This is a genomic window from Microbacterium saperdae (genome assembly GCF_006716345.1).
GTDB classification, from domain to species: domain Bacteria; phylum Actinomycetota; class Actinomycetes; order Actinomycetales; family Microbacteriaceae; genus Microbacterium; species Microbacterium saperdae.
Window position 1 is genome coordinate 447021 of the sequence record NZ_VFOX01000001.1, and the last position, 22606, is coordinate 469626.

The window sequence follows — 22606 nt, forward strand, 5'->3', positions numbered from 1 at the left end:
GCGTCCGAGGCCCTACGTGAGCGGGGGAGTTCGCGGCGGCGGCATGCGCCGTGCACCCGGAGCGCCGATGGCCTCGAACCCTGCGGCGAGGCGCAGCAGCGTGGAGTCGTCATATGCACGGCCGGCGAACGTGAGTCCGATCGGCATGCCGATGTCGCGCATCACTCCCATCGGCACCGTGACCGTGGGGATGCCGAGGTGGCGTATCGCGAGGTTGCCGTTCGCGATCCAGACGCCGTTGCGCCAGCCGAGGTCGGCCGATTCCGCGTTCACGTCCATATCGGCGGGCCCCACATCGGCGACGGCGGGGAAGACCACGGCATCGAGCCGCAGCACGTCCATCCACACCTCGAGGTCGCGACGTCGGGTCTCTTCCAGTCCGCGCAGCCCGTCTTCGAGTTCGGGCATGTCCCTGAACGAGGCGTCGGGATGGCGGCGCGCCCAGTCCGGATACTCGGCGATGTCGTCGTCGAATCCCGTGTAGCGGTCGGGAAGAGCACCGTCCGGGTGCGGGAAGATCGTGGCGCCGTCGACCTCGGCGAGTGAGCGCAGTGCCGGGTCGCCGTTCGCCCGCAGGAAGTCCTCCCATGCCCACGCCGAGAGATCGACGATCTCGCGGTGCAGGTACTCGGGAGACACCAGGCCGCGGGTCGCGATGGTGTGGGCGCCGGGCCGGTCGCCCTCGTAGTTCGACACCACGGGGAAGTCGACCTCGATCACGGTCGCCCCCGCGGCGGCGAGGTCGCGGCGTGCCGCCTCCCAGCGCTCGATGATGCTCGCCCGTGTGTCGATGCGTCGACCGGTGGGGCCGCCGATGCCCGGGTTCTCGGCACGGCCGGCGTCCGGGTCCGCGTTGATGTACATCCGGGGGATCCCGATGCGGGCGCCCGCGAGGGCCTTCGCCGCGTCGACCCCGAGCGACGGGTACGACTCCGGCCGCACCGAGGAGGCGGCGGGCAACGCGACCCAGGGCTGCGCGCGCCAGAAGTCCCCGCGGGTCTCGGTGTCATCCGCGACGATCACGTCGAGCACCTCGAGCAGGTCCGCCATGGTGCGGGTGTGCGGGACGACCACGTCCATGGTCGGCACCAGTGGCCAGTTGCCGCGGGTCGAGATCACGCCGCGCGAGGGCGTGTACGCGCACAGGGCATTGTTCGTGGCGGGGCCGCGCCCGCTCGACCAGGTCTCCTCGCCGAGTCCGAACGCGCCGAGGCTCGCTGCCGTCGCCGTGCCGGACCCGTTGGACGAACCCGAGGCGAACGGGGCCGTGAGCCACTCCGCGGAGTACGGGCTCTCGGCCCGGCCGTAGACGCCGCGCTGCATTCCACCGTTCGCCATCGGGGGCATGTTCGTCAGGCCGAGGCAGATCGCCCCACCGGTGCGCAGTCGGGCGATCGTGAAGGCATCGCGTTGCGCGACCAGCCGCGCGAAGGCCGGACTGCCGGCGGCCGCGGTGAGGCCGCGCACCAGATAGCTGTCCTTCGCGGTGTACGGGATGCCGTCGAGCGGGCCACGTGTCTCACCGCGCGAGCGCCGGGCATCCGCCGCCGCCGCCTCGGCGCGGGCCTCGGGGTTTGCCACGATGACGGCGTTCAGGGCCGTCGTGCTGTCGGGGGCGTCGTACGCCGCGATGCGGGCGAGATAGGCGTCGACCAGCTCGACGGACGTCGTCTCGCCCGACTCGAGGGCCGCGCGCAGCGGGGCGATGGATGCCTCGGTCACCTCGAACATCGGGTCTCCTTCGCGTCGCAGGGTCAGTTCGGTCCGGCCGTGATCACAGCGCGGGCTGCTGCTGCGTGATGCAGTGGATGCCGCCGCCGCGGTCGAACAGCGGGCGGGCATCGACCGTCACCACCCGGCGTCCGGGGTAGGCGTCGGCGAGGATCTCGCGCGCCGCAGCATCCGCCTTCTCCTCGCCGAATCCGCAGGCCACCACACCGTCGTTCGTGACGAGGTGGTTGACGTAGCTCCAGTCGACGGGGCCCTCCTCGTCGCGCAGGGTCGCCGGGGCGGGCAGGTCGATGATCTCGAAGCGGCGCCCGGCGGCATCCGTCTGCTCCGACAGCAGTGCGCGCAGGTCGCGGGTCACGGCGTGGTCGGGGTGATCCGGGTTCTGCTGATCGTGGAGCAGCAGTCGGCCGGGCGACACGATCGTGGCGACGATGTCGACGTGGCCGTTCGTGCCGAAGTCGTCGTAGTCGCGGGTGAGGCCGCGCGGCAGCCAGACGGCCTTCGTCGCGCCGAGTGTGCGCGCCATCTCGGCCTCGACCCGCTGCCGGTCGGCGTAGGGGTTCCGGCGCGGATCGAGCTGCACCGTCTCGGTGAGCAGCACGGTTCCTTCGCCATCGACGTGGATGCCGCCGCCCTCGTTCACGAGGGTCGAGCTCACGAGCTCGGCCCCGACCGCGTCGGCGATGATGCGCGCGTGCTGGGCGGCCCTGCGCCACTCGGCCCAGTCGGGAGCACCCCATCCGTTGAAGATCCAGTCGACCGCGCCGAGCACGCCGGGACGGTCAGCGTCGACCACGAACGTCGGGCCGGCGTCGCGCATCCAGAACTCGTCGACCGGCGCTTCGATGATCTCGATGCTGCCGCTCAGCATGCGCCGGGCGCGGGTGATCTCGCTCGGATCGACCAGCATCGAGACCGGCTCGAACTCGGCGACGGCATGAGCCACGGCGGTCCAGGTGGCGTAGCCCTCCTCACGTGCGGCATCCGTGTCGCCGAGGGTCTCGCCCTCCGCGGGGAACGCCATCCAGGTGCGTTCGTGACGTGCGGTCTCCGCGGGCATGCGCCAGCTCATGGGGATCTCCTCGCTGCCGACTCGGCTCTATTGAACATGCGATCAACAGGTGTTACGATAGCCCGTGATGAAGACCACGTCAACAGTCAGGACTCCTCGCCGCATGTCGCCGGAGGAGCGCGACCGTGTGATCTTCGAGGGCGCCATCGGACTCGCCCGTGAGAGCGGACTCGAGAGTCTGACGGTGCGCGCGGTGGCCCAGCGCGTCGGAGTGACGCCCGCACTGGTCGCGCACTACCGACCTGTCATGGACGCGTTCCTCTCCGAGGTGTTCGGCGAGATCGTCGGTGCAGAGCGCGAAGAGGTCATGGCCGGTTTCGCCGCCGAGCACGGCGTGCGTGAGAACCTGTTCCGCATGGTCGAGACCCTGCTCGACGGGGGGCGCGACGACGTCACGCTCGTCTGGGTGCAGGCGTGGGCGCTCGGCGTGCGCAACGAGACGCTCGCCGCACGGGTGCGCACCGAGATGGATCTCTGGCAGAGCGCGATCGAGGAGCACCTCGCGCGCGCCGTCGCCGCCGGTGAGATCGCCGCCTCGCGCACCGACACCGCGGCCTGGATGCTGCTCGCCATGATCGACGGGATGAACGCCCACTCGCTGGTCAAGTGGGCACCGCATGATCGCGCGGACCTCGCGCGCCGGGTGCTGTCGGTCGCCCTCGATCATCCCGATGATCCCGCCCCCTCACGCGATGCGCCCCGCGCGTCCCTCTCGTCCCGAAAGTAAGGAAACGCCCATGGATGCTGTGCGCATGCACGCGGCCTCGCCCGAATCCACCGCGATCGTCGATGCCGTGCTCGACTACTCGCGCCGCCGCATGCTCGCGGCCGACGTGCCGCTCGACAAGCCGCAGACCGAGGCCGAGCTGCACCGCCTGGTCGGACCCACGATCACCGATGCGGGCCTCGGTGCGCCGCGGGCGCTGAGCGTGTTCGAGCACATCCTGGCACCCGCGTGCCTGACCACGAGCCATCCGCTGTACCTGTCGTTCATCCCGACCGCGCCGACCATGGCGGCCATCGCGTTCGACCTGGTGGTGTCGGCATCCGGACTCTACGGAGGCAGCTGGCTCGAGGGCGCGGGCGCCGTGCATGCCGAGAACGAGGTGCTGGCCTGGCTGGCGCGGGAGTTCGGACTGCCCGAGACCGCGGGCGGAGTGTTCGTGCAGGGCGGCACGATCGGCAACCTCTCCGCGCTGGTCGCCGCGCGCGAGGCCGCCAAGGTGCGCCTGATCGCCGAGGGCACGGAGCTGCCGCGGCGGTGGAAGATCGTGTGCAGCGTCGAGGCGCACTCCTCGAACAAGTCGGCGGCGAAGGTCATGGATGCCGATGTGCTGCTGGTCCCGGCCGGGGAAGACGGCGTGCTCCGCGCCGACGCCGTGCGCGAGGCGCTGCGCGAGCACGGAGACGAGATCTGCGCGGTCGTGGCGACCGGCGGCTCGACGAACTTCGGCATCGTCGACGACATCAAGGGCATCGCCGCGCTCAAGGACGAGTTCGACTTCTGGCTGCACATCGACGGCGCCTACGGGCTCACCGCGATGCTGGCGCCGGAGGCCCGGCACATCTTCGCCGGGGTCGAGCGGGCCGATTCGGTGATCGTCGATCCCCACAAGTGGCTGTTCGCCCCGTTCGACTGCTGCGCGCTGATCTACCGCGACCCCGACAGCGGCCGCCGCGCCCACACGCAGCATGCGGAGTACCTCGACATCCTGACCGATGTCGACGAGTTCAGCCCCTCCGACTACTCGATCCAGCTCACCCGCCGTCCGCGCGGTCTGCCGATGTGGTTCTCGGTCGCGACCTACGGGGTGACCGCCTACCGCGATGCCGTGAGCGCCACGATCGCGTTGACGAAGAAGATCGCGGCCGAGATCGCGCGTCGCCCCGAGCTGCGCCTGGTGCGCGATCCGCAGCTGTCGGTCGTGGTGTTCGAGCGCGAGGGGTGGGAGCGCGCCGACTACGACCGCTGGTCGGCCGCACTGCTGGATTCGCAGCGCGCCTTCGTGGTCCCCAGTTCGCACGGCGGACGCCCGAACACGCGCTTCGCGATCCTCAATCCGCTCACGACCTTCGACGATCTGGTCGGCATCCTCGACACCATGAAGTGAGGCGGCGGCCTGCTGCCGCCCCCGTCAGCGGGTGGTGTGCGCGCCCAGGAAATCGATCGTCTTCTGCAGCGCGGTCTGCGCGTCGGGCAGGTCGAGGTGGAACTGGTACTCGTGGGGCAGTTCCGGCTGGTGCGGTGCGGGCCAGAACTGGGTGGTCACATCGACGCCGAGCTCGTCCAGGCGCTGGGCCATCGGGATCGACTGCAGCCAGGTGAGGCCGTCGCCGTTGCCACCCGAGATGTACGTGGTCGGAAAATCCTTCGTCACCCAGTCGACGGTCGACATGGTCGCGCCCGTCGAATCCTCGGCCCACGTCTTCGTGCCCGCGTACGCCCACATCGCCGACTTGAATCCCCATCCGGCGATGCCGTCGAGCTGGGCGAGGGCCGAGAGGTCGTAGACGCCGCAGTTGAGCACGGTCGCGGCGAGCTGGTCGGCGCCGATCGACGGTTTGATGTCCATGATCTCGGCGTAATCGGGGCTCGTGATGAGTGTCGCCATCTGGCTGGCGAGCTGCGCGCCGGCCGAGTCTCCCGCGAGCACGATCTGGGTGGGGTCGACGCCCAGTTCCGCGGCGTGCGCATCGATGTAGGCGAGGGCGTCGTTGAGCTGGTGCACCGCGAGCGGGTACACGCCCTCCGGTCCGATCGTGTAGTTGACCCCGATCGTCGTGTAGCCCTCGGCGGCGAGGATGCGCAGGTAGGGGTCGACGTTCTCCTTCGCACCGGAGATCCATGCACCGCCGTGGATCCACACGATCGTGGGCAGGGGGCCGGTGGCGGATGCCGGGGAGAAGACGTCCATCGTCGTGTCCGCGCCGTCGTCCCGATACGCGACGTCGAGCTTCTCGGTCAGTTTCGTGTCGGGCACATGCTTGTCCATCTCGGCGGCGGTCTCGTCGCCGCCCTTCGTGAAGACCGCACGGATCAGCATGGCCGAGGGCCAGGGGGTGATCGAGCCGACGATCGCGACCACCGCGGCGACTCCGACGACGCAGGCGATGGCGACCTTGGCGCGGTGCCAGGGACGGCGGACCTTCTTCGTCCGGTCCGGTTCTGCCTCGTTCTCGCGCGCGGTCATGCAACCCCTCTCCGCGCCTCAGTGTGCCAGTATTCCGGTCGCCGGGGGGAAGCCCTGCTCCTGGTCGGCCGACGAATCGCTGAGGCGATGACGGATCGCGGAGTCATCGCTGGGGTTTCCTCCGCAGATCGTCATCGGCTCCGTGATCCGTCGCCCCGACGGTCGCGGTCGCACCCTCTGAACCGTGGTGACCGGAAACGTCAGCCCTCGATCGCGACGTTCGTCGCCGGTGCCGTGCGCATCAGCCCGCGCGTGGCACCCGTGCGGTCGAGACGCTTCGCGACGATACGGGCGATCCAGGTGGTGGCCACGGCGCTCGCCGCCGCCATCGGGTAGACCGCGAGGCGGATGCCGTCCGGGGTGTCTGCGGCGAAGATCGCCTGCGCCGGGAAGGCATAGGCGAGGCCGATCAGCCCGTTCGCGACGTAGAAGAGCCAGGTCGGCCACTTCCGGTACAGGGTCGCGAGGAACGGCAGCTCCTGACACAGCCCGACGGTGGCGGTCGACAGCACGGTCGAGAAGCCGTACGGCGTGAACGGGCCGATCACGAGTCCGGCGATGAACGTGGTCAGCAGGGCGACACCCGGCCGGTGCGTGAGCGTCTGCATGAGCACTCCGCCGAAGAACCAGAAGCCCAGGAGCACGGTGTAGAGGAGGGGAGCGGCGGCGATCGCGGCACCGGAGAAGATGCCGAAGACCGGCAGCAGGAGGATGCCGTTCGCGACGCCGATCGCGGCGCAGGTGAGCAGGATGCGGGTACTGGTGTTCTTCATGTGTGGTGCCTGAGGCCTCAGCCCGTGGCCTTCCCTTCGATCCAGTAGAACTGCGTGAAATGGTGGCCCCGGTCGAGGCCGAGATGCTCGCGGAGGACGCCGCGCACGTTCTTGACGAGTGTCTTCTCGCCGGCGCCCCACGCGTAGAGCCCGTCCTGCGCCGTGACGGATGAGCGGATGGCGCGGGCGAGAGCGGTGCCGCGGTCGCCCTCCCGCACCACCCATTCCCAGGTGCCTCGTTCGCGCTCGACTCGGGGCAGCCCCTCGCGGTCGGGGTGCTCCTCCTCCAGGAACACCCGCGTCTCGATCTCCGCCGGCACGGCCTCGAGCCAGGTGTTGATGGCGGGCAGGGCCGTCGCGTCTCCCGCGAGTACCAGGGTCGTCGTCCCCGCGGGGATGTCGATGCGCGCGGGTGTCAACGCGACCTCGAGTCGGTCGCCGACGGCCGCGCGCTTCGCCCAGTCCCCGGCTGGTCCGGAGACTTCGTGCAGCACGAAGTCGAGGCTGAACGTCTGCGCGGCGGCATCCACGTGCACGAACGTGTATCCGCGCTGCACGAGGAAGCCCTCGCCCTTTGCCGGATGCGGCACCCACAGGCGCAGCCAGAGCGTGGGGAACACGTCGAGGGATGATGTCAGGCTCGGTGCGCGGAACACGATGCGCCGGTACCAGGGGGTGAAGTCGCGGACCTCCACGACCTCGGTCGGATGATTCGCGATGCGCATCAGGCGCATCATTCCGCGCTGCCAGTTGGCGGCCATCAGCGTGCGCCCTCTCCGGCGGGCACGAGGTGCCAACCCGACGCCCGGGAGCGCTCGTTCCAGAAGTCGGCGTAGCGACCGTCGGCGGCGAGCAGCTCATCGTGCGTGCCGCGCTCGACGATGCGACCCTGGTCGAGGAACAGGATCTGATCGGCGTGCTGGATCGTGGACAGGCGATGCGCGACCACCATGACGGTCTTGTCGCGCGTGAGTTCGTGGATGCCGCGGACGACTGCCGCCTCGTTCTGCGGGTCGAGCGCGCTGGTGGCCTCGTCGAGCAGCACGATGGGGGCATCCTTCAGCAGTGCACGGGCGATCGAGACGCGCTGGCGCTCGCCGCCGGACAGCGAGGTGCCGCCTTCGCCGACGTTCGTATCCCAGCCGTCGGGGAGCCGGTCGACGATCTCGTCGACGCGGGCGACCTCTGCCGCACGGGCGAGATCGTCTGCGGAGGCATCGGGCCGCCCGATCCGCACGTTCTCGGCGATCGACTGGTGGAACAGGTAGACGTCCTGGAACACGAGGGAGAACTGCTCCATCAGAGTGGTCGAAGAGTACGCCGAGATGGCGTGGCCGCCGACCTCGATCCGGCCGTGGTCGACGTCGTAGAAGCGCGAGGCGAGACGCAGGAGCGTGGTCTTGCCGCTGCCGCTCGGGCCGACCAGCGCGGTCGTCGTGCCCGCCGGCACCGTGAAGGAGACGCCATCGATCACGGGCTCTCCGGTGTCGTAGGCGAAGCGGACGTCGTCGAAGCGGACCCCCGCGTCTGCCGGCTGTAGCGGGCTGTCCGATTCGGGCAGGGGCGGAGTGTCGAGCAGCTCGGTGATGCGGTCGGCCGCGTTGGCGGCACCGCGCACCGCGGTGGACAGCTCGGCCGCCTGGTTCAGCGGATCGATGAAGCGCGAGCTCACCGCGATCAGGGCGATCGCGGCCGGGGCCGAGAGCGTGCCGCCCGAGGCGAACGAGACCACGAGGTACGCCAGCACGATGAACGTGAGCTGCACCAGGAAGGAGAAGACGACGAGGCCGGGCACGGAAGCGTAGACGAGTCCGCGTCCGACCCGCCGCTGCGCCGTGAGCGCGTTCTGCAGGCCGCGGTTCCCTGTGGTCGCGGCGCCGAAGGCACGCAGCACGGGTTGAGCCTGGGCGAACTCGATCACTCGGGAGTTCGACTCCTCGGCCGCGGTGTGCGCGTTCGTCTCGGCACGCGAGTACAGACCCTGGCCCCAACGGTTCACGAGGTACAGCAACGGGGCGCTCACGAGCATCGCGAGCGAGACCCGGGCATCGAGGAACAACATTCCGACAGCGACCCCCGCCGGTACCAGCACGCCGGTCAGGAGCGGGCTCAGCAGGTGGGCGAACACCCCCATCGCATCCTTCACGCTGCTGCTGATGAGGCGTGAGACCCGTCCGGCCGTGGCAGTGCCGAACCACCCCAGCGGCAGGGTCGCGATGTGGTCGCCGAGTCGCGTCTGCAGCGAGTGCATCATGCCCGTGCCGATGCGCAGACCCAGCACCGACTGTCGGTATCCGCAGACGAAGACCACGATGACGGCGCCGGCCACGCCGGCCGTCCAGCCCCAGGCCGCGCCGAGGTCGCCGCGGAACAGCGCTTCCAGCAACGGCATGAGCAGCACGTACGCGGTGGACTGCGCGAGCGCGAACACCACGATCGCGGCGAGGTAGAGCGGGATCATCCCGCGGTAGGGATCGGGCACCAGGCGCAGCACCTTGCAGATCATGCGCGCACCTCCAGGTTCTGAGTAGGTACGGATGCGGTCTCCGCGGTCCGTTCAAGCCGGTCGACCTCGGTGAGGGCGCGTTCGTTCGCGGCCCAGAGGCGAGAGAAGAGTCCGTCAGCGGAGCGGAGCTCGTCGGGGGTGCCGCGTTCGACGATGCGCCCGTCGTCGAGCACGACGATCTGATCCACGTCGATGATGGTGTGCAGGCGATGTGCGATCACCAGCACGGTCCGATCGGCGACCAGTACGGCCAGCGCGTCCTGGATCGCCGCTTCGGACTCCGGATCAGCGAACGCCGTCGCCTCGTCGAGGACGAGCACCGGCGCATCGGCGAGCAGCGCGCGGGCGATTGAGAGGCGCTGCGCCTCTCCGCCGGAGAGCCGGGCATCCCTGCCGATCTCGGAGTCATAGCCGCGGGGGAGTTCGAGGATGCGCTCGTGGATCTGCGCCGCTCGGCACACCCGCTCCAGTGCGGCGTCATCTGCGTCGGGCCGTGCGAGCAGCAGGTTCTCGCGCACTGTTTCGGCGATCAACTGCACATCCTGCAGCACGAATCCGACAGCACGGTAGAGGTCCGCCGACCGCAGCGAGCGGATGTCGTCTCCATCCAGCGTGATGCGCCCGCCGGTCACGTCGTAGAACCGGGGGACCAGGCGGGCGAGTGTCGACTTGCCCGATCCGCTCGGTCCCACCAGTGCCGTGATCGTGCCGGGGTGCAGCTCCAGATCGACGCCGTGGAGCACAGGGTGGCCCTCCCGGTAGCCGAACGTCACGTTCTCGAAGCGCACGAGTCCGGATACCGGCACCGGGCCCTCGGCCGGATCCACCAGCTCGGGGGTCTCGACCAGATCGAGCAGTCGGACGGATGCCGACGACGCCTGCCGAAGGGCTTGGAGGCCGTAGCCGAACGTGAGCACTGTGCTGCCGATACCGAGCCCGAGCAGGATGAAGGGCACCAGAGCCGAGGGCTCCATGGCGTCACCGCCGATCAGGCCGAGCGCGGCGAGGAGTACGAGCAGCAGCACGACGACCGGGTTCAGCAGTTGGCTGCCGATCCCCTCCAGACGGGTGATCGGACCGACCCAGGCGGTGAAGAAGGTGGCGTAGCCGTCGATCGCCTCCTGGTAGCGGTGGTGTCCCTTGCGGGGTTGGCCGAACGCGCGCACGACCTGGATGCCGTCGACGAACTCGATCGTGGTCTCGCTGACCCTGCTCCGCCAGGACTCGAAGGTCGTGAGCTTCGCGGCGTATCCGGGGCCCATGATGCGCGACATCACGAAGCCGTACAGTGCGATCGGCACGAGCAGCAGGAGTCCGAGGCGCCAGTCGACCAGCAGCAGGTAGACGAAGGTCGCGAGCGGTAGCGTGAGGGCGCCGACGAACTCGAGTCTGGCGTGCGCGACGAGGTAGTGCAGCGCGTCGACGTCGTTCTGCAGCAGCTTCTTGACCTCGCCGGAGCTGCGCTCGGTGAACCAGCCCAGAGGGACGCGTGAGAGCTTCGCGGCCAGCAGCTGGCGCAGCGTGTACTGGTGCTCGGCGTCGATCAGGTGCGACCAGAGCATCGCGCCCGACTGCAGCAGACCGCGGACGCCCAGGATGCCGAGGGCCGTGAGAAGCAGCGTCCAGACGCGGTTCCAGTCGGGCGTCGTGGCGAGCAGTTCACGGCAGACCTCGGCGATCAGGATGAACGGCACCACCGCGCAGAGGGAGGCGATCGCGACGATGATGCTCGCGATGGTGAGGCGGGAGGCGACAGGACCGAGGATCTGCCGGTCCGCGAGGCGCTGTCGTTCTTTGGCGGTGCGACGCGCGCTCTTCGCAGCGGCGCGCTCGACAGTATCTGGCATCGGGACCTCTCTTTTGCAATCATCTATTGCAAAACAGGTCGAGCGTATACCGTGGAGATCCTTTTAGGCAAGGCTAGCCTTAGTGGATGGTGTTTCCGAGGGAGATCTTGGCCGATCGGTACGATGGGGCGATGGCCGATCGACCCCGCCGAGGACGCCCTCCGCTCACCTCCCGGGAGGCCATCCTCGACGCCGTCCTCGAGCTCGGCCTCGACCGCGCGACCACCACTTCGGTCGCCGCGCATCTCGGCGTCGATCAGTCCACGCTCTACCGGCACATCGGCGGCGTGGAGGACATGCTCGACGGTGCCGCCGCTGTCGCCATCACTCGGGGGGACTGGCCGGAGCCCGACGACGACTGGGCAGAATACCTGCGCGCCTGTGCCCGGGCGATGTGGGCGATGTTCCGCGCAAACCCGGGACTCGCGCAGCGTCTGCGGCTGATGTCGACCGTGCCCGCTGAGCTCGTGACGCAGTCGTACCTGGTCGTGGAGCATCTGACGGCCCGTCTCGGCTTCGAGCTGCGCGAGGCGGCGCTCATCGTCGACACGATCGGCGACATGACGGCGGATTCCTACCTGACGCTCGAGGCGCTGCATCGGCCGACCGCAGAAGGGGGCAGTTACAGCGAGCGGGTGCTCGAGCGGATGGCCGAGGCCGGCGAGGTGCTCGGCGACCCGGTTGTCTCGAGGGAGTACCTCGATGCGATGCGCTACGCGATGGGCGAGCCGGGAGCGCCGAGCTCCTGGTGGCTCGACAAGGTGGATCTCGTGATCGACGGGGTGCGGCACCGGCTCGATCGGCGCACCACGTGAGTGCCGCGGCTCTCGACGCCGACGCGCCGCGGGTGCCGCCCGGCTATCTGCTCACCACGTTCGAATACGACGTCGACGATCCGATCGTCTGGCCGGAGCACGTGCACGACGAGCACGAACTCCTGTGGTCGGCCGGGGGGATGGCGCGGCTCGAGGCGGAGGGACGGGTGTGGGCGATCCCGCCGGCGCTCGCGGTGTGGGTGCCGTCGCGCGTCGCTCATCAGGCGTCCGCGGAACGTGGTGCTCGCGTGCGGGCGACCTACTTCCTCGGAGGGGGACCGCACACCGAGGCGATGCCGGGAATCGTCACCGGAGTCGCGATGACCGAGCCGCTGCGCGTGCTGCTCGACCACAATCTGCAGGGCACGCTGGATGAGGCCGCGCGACGCCGGCTGCAGCGCGTGATCCTCGACCTGCTCGTGCCGGCGCCGCGGGAGTCGTTCGAGCTCGTGATGCCGCGCAGCCCGCACCTGCATATGGTCGCGAGCGCGATCCTCGCGGATCCGGGAGACAAGCGCACGACCGCGGATTGGGCCTACGAGTGCGGCCTGCACGGGCGCACCCTCGCCAGGCAGTTCGAGGCCGAGACCGGCATGTCCTTCACACAGTGGCGCATCCTCGCCCGGTTGCAGCTGGCGATCCGCGAGCTTACGCACGGCCGCTCGATCGTGTCGGTCGCCCGCCGGGTCGGGTACCGCAACCCCTCGACCTTCATCGGCCATTTCCGATCGCTCACCGGGCAGACCCCGGCCGAGTACGTGCGGGGATCCCGGGCGGATCGACCCACGAGCGACTGACGCGGTGTACCGAAACCGGTACAAGTCGTCCCCTCTTCAGCATGGGTGATCAGTTAGCTTAGGTCAGGCAACCCTTACCAACGCCGGGCGGTCATCTCGCCCGGCGTTTTCGCTGCGAATCACAGGAGTCCCATGTCCCTCTTCGCCTCCGCGCACCCGAACCGCAGAGCGCGCCGTCTCGTCGGCATCCTCACCGCCTCCACCGCCGTGTTCGCGCTCGCCGCCTGCGGCACCCCGGCCGACGGCGACACCGCGAGCGCGACCCGCGTCTACGAGAACGCGTTCGGCACGGTCGAGCTGCCCGAGAAGATCGAGCGCATCGTGTCGATCGACTTCTACACCCCCGCCGCGCTGGTCGACCTCGGCATCATGCCGGTCGGCGTCGTGAACAGCTACTTCACAGACACGGAGGGGATGGCCATCCCCACCCAGTACTCCGCCGCGGTGGCCGAGTCCGGTGCCGAGTCGATCGGCGAGTACTACGAGCTCAACCTCGAAGCGGTGGCCAAGGCCGACCCCGACCTCATCATCGCGACCAGCGACTTCCTGCCGATGGACGACCCGCTGCGTGCGGAGCTCGAGAAGGTCGCCCCGATCATCACCTTCGAGGCGCGTGACGGCGAGAGCTGGCGCACGCGTGCGACCGACCTCGCCGAGATCCTCGACAAGGAGGACGAGCTGCAGCCGCTCATCGACGAGTACGACGCCCGCCGCGACGCGATCAAGGAGGAGTACGCCGACATCCTCGCCGATCAGGCGGTCACGGTGTTCGTCCCCGTGGCCGACGAATGGGGCACGTACGCCGACACGCACTTCTCGACCCCGATCCTGCGCGATCTCGGCGCGACCTTCCGCGAGCAGGCGGACGACGAGGTCAACGAGGCGAAGTTCCCGAACTGGTTCTCCTACGAGAACCTGGACCGGCTCTCCAATGCGGATGCCGTGTTCGTGATGCCCGGCACCGACGAGGGCCGCGCGGCGCTCGACACCAACACGATCTGGCAGAACCTGCCCGCCGTGCAGAACGACATGGTCTTCGACTACATCCCGCTGTCGCCGACGGGCTCCTTCGGCTGGGCGCTGGAGAACCTCGACGACCTCGAGGATCTGCTCGCCCAGGTGCAGGCGAAGGTCGACGCGCAGGGCTGATGAACGCCTTGCATGTCGCAGAGGTGAGGCGCACCACCCGGCTGACGCCGGGCATGGTGCGCGTCACCTTCGGTGGTGCGGGACTGGAGGAGTTCCGCACCACCGGAATCGGTGATGAGTTCGTGCGCGTGCACTTCCCTGCATCGGATGGCGTGCTGCATCTGCCCCGCGTCGATGACGAGGGCGTCTGGCACTACCCGGAGGGCGTCGACGATCACGTCGAGCCGTACACGATCCGTCGACACGATGCGGTGACCGGGGAGGTCGACATCGACCTGGTCGTGCACGGCCACGGTCGCGCCGGCACCTGGGCGGCGGGCGCGCAGCCGGGGGATCGGGTCGCCTTCGGTGATCCGCGGGGTCTCTACGAGCCACCAGCCGGCGCTGTCGAGCAGATCTTCGTGACGGACGCCACGGGCCTCCCCGCACTTGCGCGACTGAGCGAACAGCTCCCCGCCGGGGTGCGCGCGGTCGCCGCCGTCGAGGTCGCGGAGGATTCGCATCGCCTGGAGATCGGCGACGGATCGCTCTCGGTGCGCTGGATCGTCGGGCGCGGCAACGGCGTCGGTCCAAGCGCGATCACAGAGGTGCTCCGGGCGTTGCCGATCACGGATCAGTCCTACGTCTGGGTCGCCGGGGAAGCCGGCGAGCTCAGGGACGCGCGCCGGTATCTGCGGCACGAACGCGGACTCTCCGCCGATCGCTACGCCGTGATCGGCTACTGGCGCGAGCGTCAGGAGGAGTGGCTGGAACGCTACGACAGCCTCGACGACGAGACGGTGGCCGGACTCCAGGCCATCTGGGAATCGACGGATGCCGACCACGAGGTGCTCCGCGACCGCTACGACGCCCGCCTCGCGCAGCTCGGACTCTGATCGCATGACCGTCACCGACACCGCTGCCTCCGCGGCAACATCCGCCTCCGCCGCCGATGCGATCTCCGCCGACACGGGCGCCGACGACGCGTCGGCGCGACCTCCGCGCGTCGCGCTGACGCGCACGCTGTTCCTCGGGGGTGCTGCCGTGCTGCTCGCCGGTGTCTTCCTGCTGAGTCTGTGGGTCGGCGCCCGCGGCATCGCGTTCGCGGAGATCTGGGAGGCGCTCTGGCATGCGGACGGCGGCGAGACCTCGTACATCGTCCACGAGATGCGCCTGCCACGGGCCGGTCTCGCGCTGCTCGTCGGCGCCGCCCTGGGTGTCGCCGGCGCGCTGATCCAGGCGCTCACGCGCAACCCGCTCGCCGACACCGGCATCCTCGGAGTGGGGGCGGGAGCGAATGTGGCGGTCGTGGTCGCGATCGGCCTGTTCGGCATCACCGCGATCTCGCAGTACATGTGGTTCGCGTTCTTCGGTGCCGTGGTCGTCACCGTGATCGTCTACGCGCTCGGGTCGATCGGCGCAGCGGGCGCGACCCCGGTGCGGCTCACGCTCGTGGGTATCGCGGTCGGCGCGGTGCTCGGCGGCTTCGCCTCGGCGATCACCATGCTCCATCCCACGTCCTTCGACGACATGCTGCGCTGGAGCGCCGGCTCGCTCGCCGGACGCGGATGGTCGACGCTCGCGACCGTCGCGATCCCCATCGTGATCGGACTGCTGATCGGTGCGATCGCCGGACGCCCGCTCAATGCGATCTCGCTCGGCGACGATGTCGCGCGCTCCCTGGGGGCGAACGTGATGCGCACGCGCGTGCTGGTCATCATCGCTGTGACCCTGCTCGCGGGGGCGGCGACGGCGGCGGCCGGTCCCATCGGCTTCGTGGGGCTCATGGTGCCGCACGTCGTGCGCTGGTTCACGGGACCGGATCAGCGCTGGATCATCCCGTTCTCGGCGGTCGGTGCCGCACTGCTGCTGCTCGCATCCGATGTCGTGGGTCGCGTCATCCTCGCGCCCCAGGAGCTCGAGGTGGGCATCGTGACCGCCTTCGTCGGAGCTCCCGTGCTGATCATCCTCGCGCGCCGGAGAAAGGTGAGCACGCTGTGACCTCGACTTCCTCGACCTCTCCGATCGTCGCGGTCGCCCGGGCATCCTCGGCCGTCGACTTCGGCTACCGTCGCGTGGAACTCCAGCGGCCGCGATGGTCGGGTGCCGCCTCGCTGCGCGCGATCCTCGTGACACTCGTGCTCGCCGTCGTCACGATCGCCGGGGTGATCCTGTCGATCTCGACCGGCACCTACGACATCCCGATCGGCGAGGTGATCGGCGGTCTGCTCGGCACGGCTGACGGCGGCACCGTGCTGGTCGTGCGGGAGTGGCGGATGCCGCGAGCGCTCCTCGCCGCCCTGTTCGGCATCGCGCTGGGCATGTCGGGGGCGATCTTCCAGTCGCTCACCCGCAACCCGCTCGGCTCTCCCGACATCATCGGGTTCTCCTCCGGTTCGTACACGGGGGCACTGGTCGTGCTGCTCGTGACCGGTGGCGGCTACTACGCCGTCGCCGTCGGAGCGCTGGCGGGCGGCATCGTCACCGCGCTCGTCGTCTTCGTGCTCGCGTACCGGCGCGGGGTGCAGGGCTTCCGCCTCATCATCGTCGGCATCGGCGTCTCGGCTCTGCTGGCGGCGCTGAACACCTATCTGATGCTGAAGGCGTCCCCGGAGCAGCAGCTCACCGCCGGCGTGTGGGGGAGTGGCTCGCTCAACGGCGTCTCGGTCGACCAGCTCGTGCCCGTGGTGGTCGTGCTCGCGGTGCTGGTGCCGTCCGTGCTCGCCCTCTCGCCGGCGCTGCGCGTGCTGGAGCTCGGCGACGACGCGGCGGGGTCGCTCGGATCACGGCCCACCGGCATCCGTTTCGCCACGATCGTGCTCGGCGTCGCGCTGGTCGCCCTCGTCACCGCGGCGGCCGGACCCATCGCGTTCATCGCGCTGGTCGCTCCGCAGATCGCCCGCCGCCTGACCCGCTCCGCCGGAGTGGGCCTCGTCGCCGCCGGCATCACGGGCGCTCTGCTGCTGGTGCTCAGCGACTTCCTCGCCCAGCGCTTGTTCGCACCGCTCCAGCTCCCCGTCGGCATCGTGACGGTGTCGGTCGGTGGCCTCTACTTCGTCTGGCTCCTGATCCGCGAGACCCGACGCCGATGACCGCCTCGTCCAAGGAACCGCCCGCCATGACCGCATCCGCTCTTCCTGCATCCTCCGCTCCCGCATCCGCCGCTCCTGAGCCCACCCGGCTGCACGCCGCGGATGTCACGATCGGCTACGACCGCCGGGTCATCTCCGAAGGGCTCGACGTGCGCATTCCCGACGGTTCGTTCACAGTGATCGTCGGCCCCAACGCGTGCGGCAAGTCGACGCTTCTGCGCAGTCTTGCCCGACTGCTCAAGCCCGCGCACGGTGAGGTGCTGCTCGACGGCCGATCCATCGCGGGGATGCCGGCCAAGGCCCTCGCGCGTGAGGTCGGGCTCCTACCGCAGACCTCGCTCGCCCCCGACGGCATCGTCGTCGCCGACCTGGTCTCGCGCGGACGCTATCCGCATCAGAAGCTCATCAAGCAGTGGTCGGCGGAGGATGCCCGCGCCGTGGCCGATGCGCTCGCCGCGACCAACACGACCGCGTTGTCGACCCGCCTGGTCGATGAGCTCTCCGGAGGTCAGCGCCAGCGCGTGTGGGTGGCGATGGCGCTCGCGCAGGAGACGCCGATCGTGCTGCTCGACGAGCCGACGACCTTCCTCGACATCGCGCACCAGATCGAGCTGCTCGAGCTGTTCCGGCGTCTGCACCACGAAGGCCGTACGCTCGTTGCTGTGTTGCACGACCTGAACCACGCCGCCCGCTACGCCACGCATATCATCGCGATGAAGGACGGCCAGGTCGTCGCCGAGGGCGCGCCGCGCGAGATCGTGACGGCCGAGCTCGTGCAGGAGGTCTTCGGACTGGAGTGCCTGGTGATCGTGGATCCCGTCGCGGGGAGCCCGCTGGTCGTGCCGCTGGGCTCGGCGACGCTCCCGTGACGACCGCCGGCGGGGTGTTCCGCGAAGGCGTCTGGGGTGCGGGCCGCCGCGCCAGGGCCGCGTTGTCGATCGTGGGCTTCTGCGGCCACCAGCTCGCCGAGGTGATGGTGCCGGTCGCGGTCGGCGTCGTGATCGATCGTGCCATCGCACCGGGGGATCCGGTCGCGCTCGCGTGGGCTCTGGCGTTCCTGGTGGTGGTGTTCGCGGTGCTCATCGTCGCCTGGCAGCTGGGCGACCGGGCGGGGACGCGGGTCTATGCGCAGGGCGAGCATGCGCTGCGCCAGAGCGTGCTCGGACTCGCTCTGCGTCGGCGCACGCGTCGTCCGGCCGGAGAGGTGCTCACGATCTCGTCGTCGGATGCCGGGGAGACGGCCGGGTTCTTCTGGGTCATCGCCGAACAGGCGGCCGCGGCGACCGCCGTTCTGGTCGCCTGCATCACGCTGCTGCTGATCGCCTGGCCGCTCGCCCTCGCAGTCGTGATCGGCACGCTCGCGCAGGCGCTCGTGGTGCACGCGGTCAGCGGCGGCCTGCGTCGGCGCGGCTACGAGGCGCAGCGTCACGCCGCGCGACTGGATGCAGTCAGCACCGACTTCGCAACCGGCATCCGGGTGCTCGGCGCCCTCGGCGGTGCCTCGCGCGCGGCCGATCGCTATGTCGCCGAGAGCACGGTCGCCGCCGACGCCGCCTACCGCGCCGAGAAGGCGGCGGCCGGGCTGACCGCCCTGAACCTGCTGGTCAGCGGCCTCGCCTTCACCGGTGTCGCCGTGCTCGGCGGCTGGCTCGCGCTCGAGGGCGCGATCACGGTCGGGGGCTTCGTCACCGCGATGGGACTCGCCCAGACGATCCGCGGTCCGCTGCAGTCGCTCGGCTATCTGCCCGCGCAGATCGCGGCGAAGCACGGCTCGGCGACCCGCATCGCGGAGTTCGCGACCGAGGCGGCAGGAGCCGGAGTTGCGGCAGCAGCCGTGATCCCCACCCTCTCCGCGGAAGGGATCGTGGCGCGCGTGCGCGTCGGAGGGCGGCGGCTCGACATCGCGCACGGCGAGGTCACCGGCATCCGGGCCGACCCCGAGCACATCGTCGACCTCGCGCACCTGTTCGGCGGACGGCGGGAGGCCGTGCCGGGTGAACTGCTCGTCGACGACATCGACGCCGTGCACCTGGGGCGTGAGGGGCTGCGCGCCACGGTGTTCGCACCGCTGCACGACGCGGCCGTGTTCAGCGGGACGGCGGCCGAGAACATCGCCGAGACGATCGAGGACGCGCACCTGACGGCATCCGCCTTCGACGAGGTCGTGCGGCGACTGCCCGCAGGACTCGATGAGCGCGTGGGCGAGCGCGGGCTCCGGCTGTCCGGCGGGCAGCGACAGCGGCTGCTGCTCGCCAGGGCGCTGCATCAGCCGCAGCGGCTGATCGTGCTGCATGAGCCGACCACGGCGATCGACCCCATCACCGAGGCGCAGGTCGCGGCGGGGCTCGCCGAGGAGGGACGCACGATCCTGCTGCTTACCGATCGCCCATCGCTGCTCTCTGCCTGCCACCGGGTGCACGATCTGCGGGAGGCGACTCGTGACTGACGTCCACGCGACGGGCCTGAAGCTGCCGATCGCCTCGCGCCGCGACACGGTCCGCGGTCTTCTGGCGACCCTGCGCCGTCGCCGCGGTCTGGTGGTGCTCGCCCTGCTCACCCTCTGCGCGGGGGTCGGCGCGGCGCTGGCGGCTCCATGGATCATCGGTCGGATGGTCGACGACATCGTCGCCGGCGGGGGATCCCTGCTCGGCTCCGGGCTCGCCCTCGCCGGCTCCCTCACCCTCGGCGCTCTGCTCACCTGGGGCGGACGTGTGCTCCTCGCCCGACTCGGACAGGCGACGGTCCGCGAAGTGCGCGAATCGGCGTTCCGCACTGCGCTCGCTCAGCCGACCGCGCGGATCGAGGCGGCGGGCACCGGAGATCTCGTGGCGCGACTCTCGGGAGACGTCCGCGCGGTCGGGCAGGTCGTCGAAGAGGCGCTGCCCGCGTTCCTCACCGCGCTCTTCGGCATCGCCCTGAGCCTCGCCGGGATGGGGCTGCTGGACTGGCGGTTCGCGGTCGCGGCGCTGGTCGCGGCGCCGCTGCAGTCCTTCTCGCTCCGGTGGTTCCTGCGTCGATCCGCCCCGGTCTACCGTGCGCACCGGGTCGTCGTGGCTGAACGCAGCCAGCGGACGATCGAGGCCGTGCGGGGTGTCGACACGGTGCTGGCACTTCGCACCGAGGAGAAGCACCTGGAGCGCATCGCCGAGGCGAGCGAGGAGGGCATCGCGCTCGAAGTGCGGGCGACGCAGGTGCGCAACGACTTCAACGTGTTCCTCAACGCCGCCGAACTGCTCGGTCTCGCCGCCGTCCTGATGGTCGGCTATGTACTCGTGACCCGGGGCGACGTCGAGCTGGGAGCCGCGTCGGCGGCCGCCCTGTACTTCCTCGGGCTGTTCGGCCCGATGGGGACCTTGCTGTTCCGCATCGACGATCTGCAGGATGCCGGGGCGAGCCTCGCCCGCCTGTTCGGAGTGATCGGGATGCCCTCGCCGCAGGAGCGGGAGCATGTCGCGACGCCTCGGCGTGGGGCGATCGACGTGCACGGTCTCGGCTTCAGCCACCGACCGGCGCAGCGCGACCTCGACGCGGTGTCGCTGTCGGCCGCGCCGGGGGAGAAGATCGCGGTGGTAGGTGCCAGTGGGGCGGGCAAGACCACGCTCGCCCGCGTGCTCGCCGGGGCGCTGCCCGTGCAGGAGGGGCTCGTGCGGCACGACGGGGTCGGCATCGAGGACTGGCATCCGCACGACCTGCGCGACACCGTGGCGATGCTGAGCCAGGAACCGCACGTGTTCGCCGGTACGGTGCGTGACGACCTGTGCCTGTTCAGCGACGCGGATGATGACCGCCTCCAGCTCGCGATCGAGCAGGTCGGCGCCGGCTGGATTCTGCGCCTGCCCGACGGTCTCGACACTGTGATCGGCGAGGCGGGGCATCCGCTCACTCCGGGGCAGGCGCAGCATCTGGCCCTCGTGCGGGTCGCCCTGTCGGAGGCATCGGTCGTGATCCTCGACGAGGCCACGGCCGAAGCCGGGTCGGTAGACGCCGCGTTGCTCGACGGGGCGGCGCTCGCCGCGATCGGTGCGCGGACGGGTGTCGTGATCGCCCACCGGCTGAGCCAGGCCGTCACGGCGGACCGGATCCTCGTGATGCGCGACGGCCGGGTCGTGCAGTCCGGCACGCACGAAGGACTCGCCGCGATGCCGGGGCCGTATGCCGAGCTGTGGGCCGCCTGGACCAGGTGGTGAGCGGCGGTCGCGGTTGATGGAGTCGTCGCCGGCTGACGGATCGCGGAGTTCGTGACGGATCGCGGCGTGCGTGACGGGAATCCCTCCGTAGAGTGTCACCGCCTCCGTGATCTCTCGCCTCGTCGCGCCTCCGGTTTCAGCGTGTCAGCCCGGCGATGAGGCGCTGCAGCCCGTAGTCGAAGGCGCGGTCGACGTCGCCGCCGAGACGGAAGGCACCGGAGAGCTCCATCTGCAGGAACCCGGTCGCCCACGCCGTGAAGAGGCGCGCGGCATCGAGCGCCTCCTCTTCGCCGACCAGAGCGGATGCCGCGCGGATGAGCGGTGCCGCCGAGCGTTCGAGGGCATCGTGCGGGGAGGCCGCCGTGAACATGATCCGGAAGCCTTCCGGATGGTCCTGCGCGAAGGACCGGTAGGTGTGCGCCAGGTCGGTGAGGTCATCGCCCGCCGCCTCGAGCCGGGCGGTGAGTGCGTCGATGGATGCCGTGGCGACGGCGGCATGCAGGGCATCGCGGTCGCGCACGCGCTTGTACAGCGAGGGTGCGCGCACGCCGACGCGGTCGGCTACCGCCTGCATCGTGAGTCCGGCGGGGCCGGTGGCCTCGAGGATCTCGCGCCCTGCCGCGACGATCGCTGCGGTGGATGTGCGTTCGGGTGTCGGCATGCGGTGCTCCTCGAAGGCTATTGACAATAGCCATGATAGCTACGTAACGTAGCCATCGCAATCATCCTGAGAGGATCCGCCATGAAGCTCGCACCGCATCTGCACCGGCTCGGCAACGACATCGTTGCCTCCTACCTGGTCGACCTGCCGGACGGCATCACCCTGATCGACGCCGGCCTGCCGGGTCACTGGCACGATCTGCAGCGCGAGCTCGAGGAGATCGGACGTCCGCTGTCCGACATCCGTGGACTCGTGTTGACCCACGGCGACGGCGACCATATCGGCTTCGCGGAGCGCCTGCGCAAAGAGGCCGGGGTCCCGGTGTTCATCCACGCCGCGGACGCCCATCGGGTGCGCACAGGGGAGAAGCCCAAGACCCCGATGGGACCCGCGCGCCTGGGCCCGACGCTCGGCTTCTTCGCCTACGGCATCCGCAAGAACGCCCTGCGCACCCACCACGTGACCTCGGTGACGGAGGTGACGGACGGGACCGTGCTCGATCTGCCCGGAGCGCCGGTCGTGATCGGGATGCCTGGCCACTCCCCGGGAAGCATCGCGGTGCACGTGCCCGCCGCCGACGCGGTGTTCGTGGGTGACGCGCTCACCACGCGGCATGTGCTCACCGGACGGACCGGAGCACAGCCCGCGCCGTTCACGGACGAACCGGACGAGGCGCTGGCATCGCTCGACCGGTTGGCCGGAGTATCGGCATCGTGGGTGCTGCCAGGGCACGGGGCGCCCTGGCACGGATCACCCGCCGACATCGCCGCGGCCGTGCGCGCGGCGGGCTGAGCGGAGTACGCCGC

General features: G+C 70.1%; 20 protein-coding genes. 12 read left to right on the forward strand and 8 right to left on the reverse strand.

From position 1 onward, the window contains the following. Positions 1–12 precede the first annotated feature (12 nt). Together FB560_RS01985 and FB560_RS01990 are read right to left on the reverse strand one after the other, a co-directional pair. Positions 13–1731, reverse strand: coding sequence for an amidase (locus tag FB560_RS01985; protein WP_141870825.1), 1719 nt, complete (start codon positions 1729–1731; stop codon positions 13–15). 43 nt (positions 1732–1774) lie between these two features. Further along, entirely contained in the window at positions 1775–2803 is a 1029-nt protein-coding gene (locus FB560_RS01990; RefSeq protein ID WP_141870826.1) for an agmatine deiminase family protein, read from the reverse strand. Positions 2804–2870: 67 nt separating this feature from the next. Here FB560_RS01990 and FB560_RS01995 point away from each other — a divergent pair, with 67 nt between their 5' ends. Both FB560_RS01995 and FB560_RS02000 read left to right on the forward strand, forming a co-directional pair. Then, the gene (locus tag FB560_RS01995; RefSeq protein WP_141870827.1) at positions 2871–3530 is read left to right on the forward strand and encodes a TetR/AcrR family transcriptional regulator; all 660 of its coding nucleotides are present in this window, start codon (positions 2871–2873) and stop codon (positions 3528–3530) included. 10 nt (positions 3531–3540) lie between these two features. Next, positions 3541–4914, forward strand: coding sequence for a pyridoxal phosphate-dependent decarboxylase family protein (locus FB560_RS02000; RefSeq protein ID WP_141870828.1), 1374 nt, complete (start codon positions 3541–3543; stop codon positions 4912–4914). 24 nt (positions 4915–4938) lie between these two features. Here the strand turns inward: FB560_RS02000 and FB560_RS02005 are convergent, their stop codons facing one another. The 5 genes from FB560_RS02005 to FB560_RS02025 form a co-directional block, all read right to left on the reverse strand. Next, positions 4939–5994 (reverse strand): alpha/beta hydrolase, encoded by a 1056-nt coding sequence (locus FB560_RS02005; protein WP_141870829.1) that lies wholly within the window; start codon positions 5992–5994, stop codon positions 4939–4941. Between the two features lie 200 nt (positions 5995–6194). Further along, complete coding sequence (locus tag FB560_RS02010; RefSeq protein ID WP_141870830.1) at positions 6195–6767, reverse strand: ECF transporter S component; 573 nt, start codon at positions 6765–6767, stop codon at positions 6195–6197. 17 nt (positions 6768–6784) lie between these two features. Next, positions 6785–7528, reverse strand: coding sequence for a siderophore-interacting protein (locus FB560_RS02015; protein WP_141870831.1), 744 nt, complete (start codon positions 7526–7528; stop codon positions 6785–6787). After that, the gene (locus FB560_RS02020) at positions 7528–9273 is read right to left on the reverse strand and encodes an ABC transporter ATP-binding protein (protein ID WP_141870832.1); all 1746 of its coding nucleotides are present in this window, start codon (positions 9271–9273) and stop codon (positions 7528–7530) included. Before FB560_RS02020 ends, FB560_RS02015 begins: the two co-directional genes overlap by 1 nt. Next, entirely contained in the window at positions 9270–11120 is a 1851-nt protein-coding gene (locus FB560_RS02025; RefSeq protein WP_141870833.1) for an ABC transporter ATP-binding protein, read from the reverse strand. The genes FB560_RS02020 and FB560_RS02025 overlap by 4 nt, the downstream gene beginning before the upstream one ends. A 131-nt stretch (positions 11121–11251) precedes the next feature. On the opposite strand from FB560_RS02025, the gene FB560_RS02030 reads away from it, so the two are divergent. From FB560_RS02030 to FB560_RS02070, 9 genes are all read left to right on the forward strand, one after another. Further along, entirely contained in the window at positions 11252–11935 is a 684-nt protein-coding gene (locus FB560_RS02030) for a TetR/AcrR family transcriptional regulator (protein WP_141870834.1), read from the forward strand. After that, the gene (locus FB560_RS02035) at positions 11932–12732 is read left to right on the forward strand and encodes a helix-turn-helix domain-containing protein (protein ID WP_141870835.1); all 801 of its coding nucleotides are present in this window, start codon (positions 11932–11934) and stop codon (positions 12730–12732) included. The genes FB560_RS02030 and FB560_RS02035 overlap by 4 nt, the downstream gene beginning before the upstream one ends. 132 nt (positions 12733–12864) lie before the next feature. Further along, complete coding sequence (locus tag FB560_RS02040) at positions 12865–13881, forward strand: ABC transporter substrate-binding protein (RefSeq protein ID WP_141870836.1); 1017 nt, start codon at positions 12865–12867, stop codon at positions 13879–13881. Beyond that, positions 13881–14756, forward strand: a complete 876-nt coding sequence (locus FB560_RS02045) for a siderophore-interacting protein (protein WP_141870837.1) — start codon at positions 13881–13883, stop codon at positions 14754–14756. Before FB560_RS02040 ends, FB560_RS02045 begins: the two co-directional genes overlap by 1 nt. A 4-nt stretch (positions 14757–14760) precedes the next feature. Further along, the gene (locus FB560_RS02050) at positions 14761–15861 is read left to right on the forward strand and encodes a FecCD family ABC transporter permease (RefSeq protein WP_141870838.1); all 1101 of its coding nucleotides are present in this window, start codon (positions 14761–14763) and stop codon (positions 15859–15861) included. After that, positions 15858–16952, forward strand: a complete 1095-nt coding sequence (locus tag FB560_RS02055) for a FecCD family ABC transporter permease (RefSeq protein WP_229673422.1) — start codon at positions 15858–15860, stop codon at positions 16950–16952. The genes FB560_RS02050 and FB560_RS02055 overlap by 4 nt, the downstream gene beginning before the upstream one ends. A gap of 26 nt (positions 16953–16978) precedes the next feature. Next, complete coding sequence (locus tag FB560_RS02060; RefSeq protein WP_141870839.1) at positions 16979–17821, forward strand: ABC transporter ATP-binding protein; 843 nt, start codon at positions 16979–16981, stop codon at positions 17819–17821. Further along, on the forward strand, positions 17818–19398 hold the full coding sequence (locus tag FB560_RS02065; protein WP_141870840.1) for an ABC transporter transmembrane domain-containing protein: 1581 nt from the start codon (positions 17818–17820) through the stop codon (positions 19396–19398). Before FB560_RS02060 ends, FB560_RS02065 begins: the two co-directional genes overlap by 4 nt. Then, the gene (locus tag FB560_RS02070; protein WP_170197989.1) at positions 19391–21139 is read left to right on the forward strand and encodes an ABC transporter ATP-binding protein; all 1749 of its coding nucleotides are present in this window, start codon (positions 19391–19393) and stop codon (positions 21137–21139) included. Before FB560_RS02065 ends, FB560_RS02070 begins: the two co-directional genes overlap by 8 nt. A 136-nt stretch (positions 21140–21275) precedes the next feature. On the opposite strand, the gene FB560_RS02075 is transcribed toward FB560_RS02070, so the two are convergent. Further along, positions 21276–21800, reverse strand: coding sequence for a TetR/AcrR family transcriptional regulator (locus FB560_RS02075; RefSeq protein ID WP_141870842.1), 525 nt, complete (start codon positions 21798–21800; stop codon positions 21276–21278). An 81-nt stretch (positions 21801–21881) separates the two neighbouring features. Here FB560_RS02075 and FB560_RS02080 point away from each other — a divergent pair, with 81 nt between their 5' ends. Further along, on the forward strand, positions 21882–22592 hold the full coding sequence (locus FB560_RS02080; RefSeq protein ID WP_141870843.1) for an MBL fold metallo-hydrolase: 711 nt from the start codon (positions 21882–21884) through the stop codon (positions 22590–22592). Positions 22593–22606: the final 14 nt, after the last annotated feature.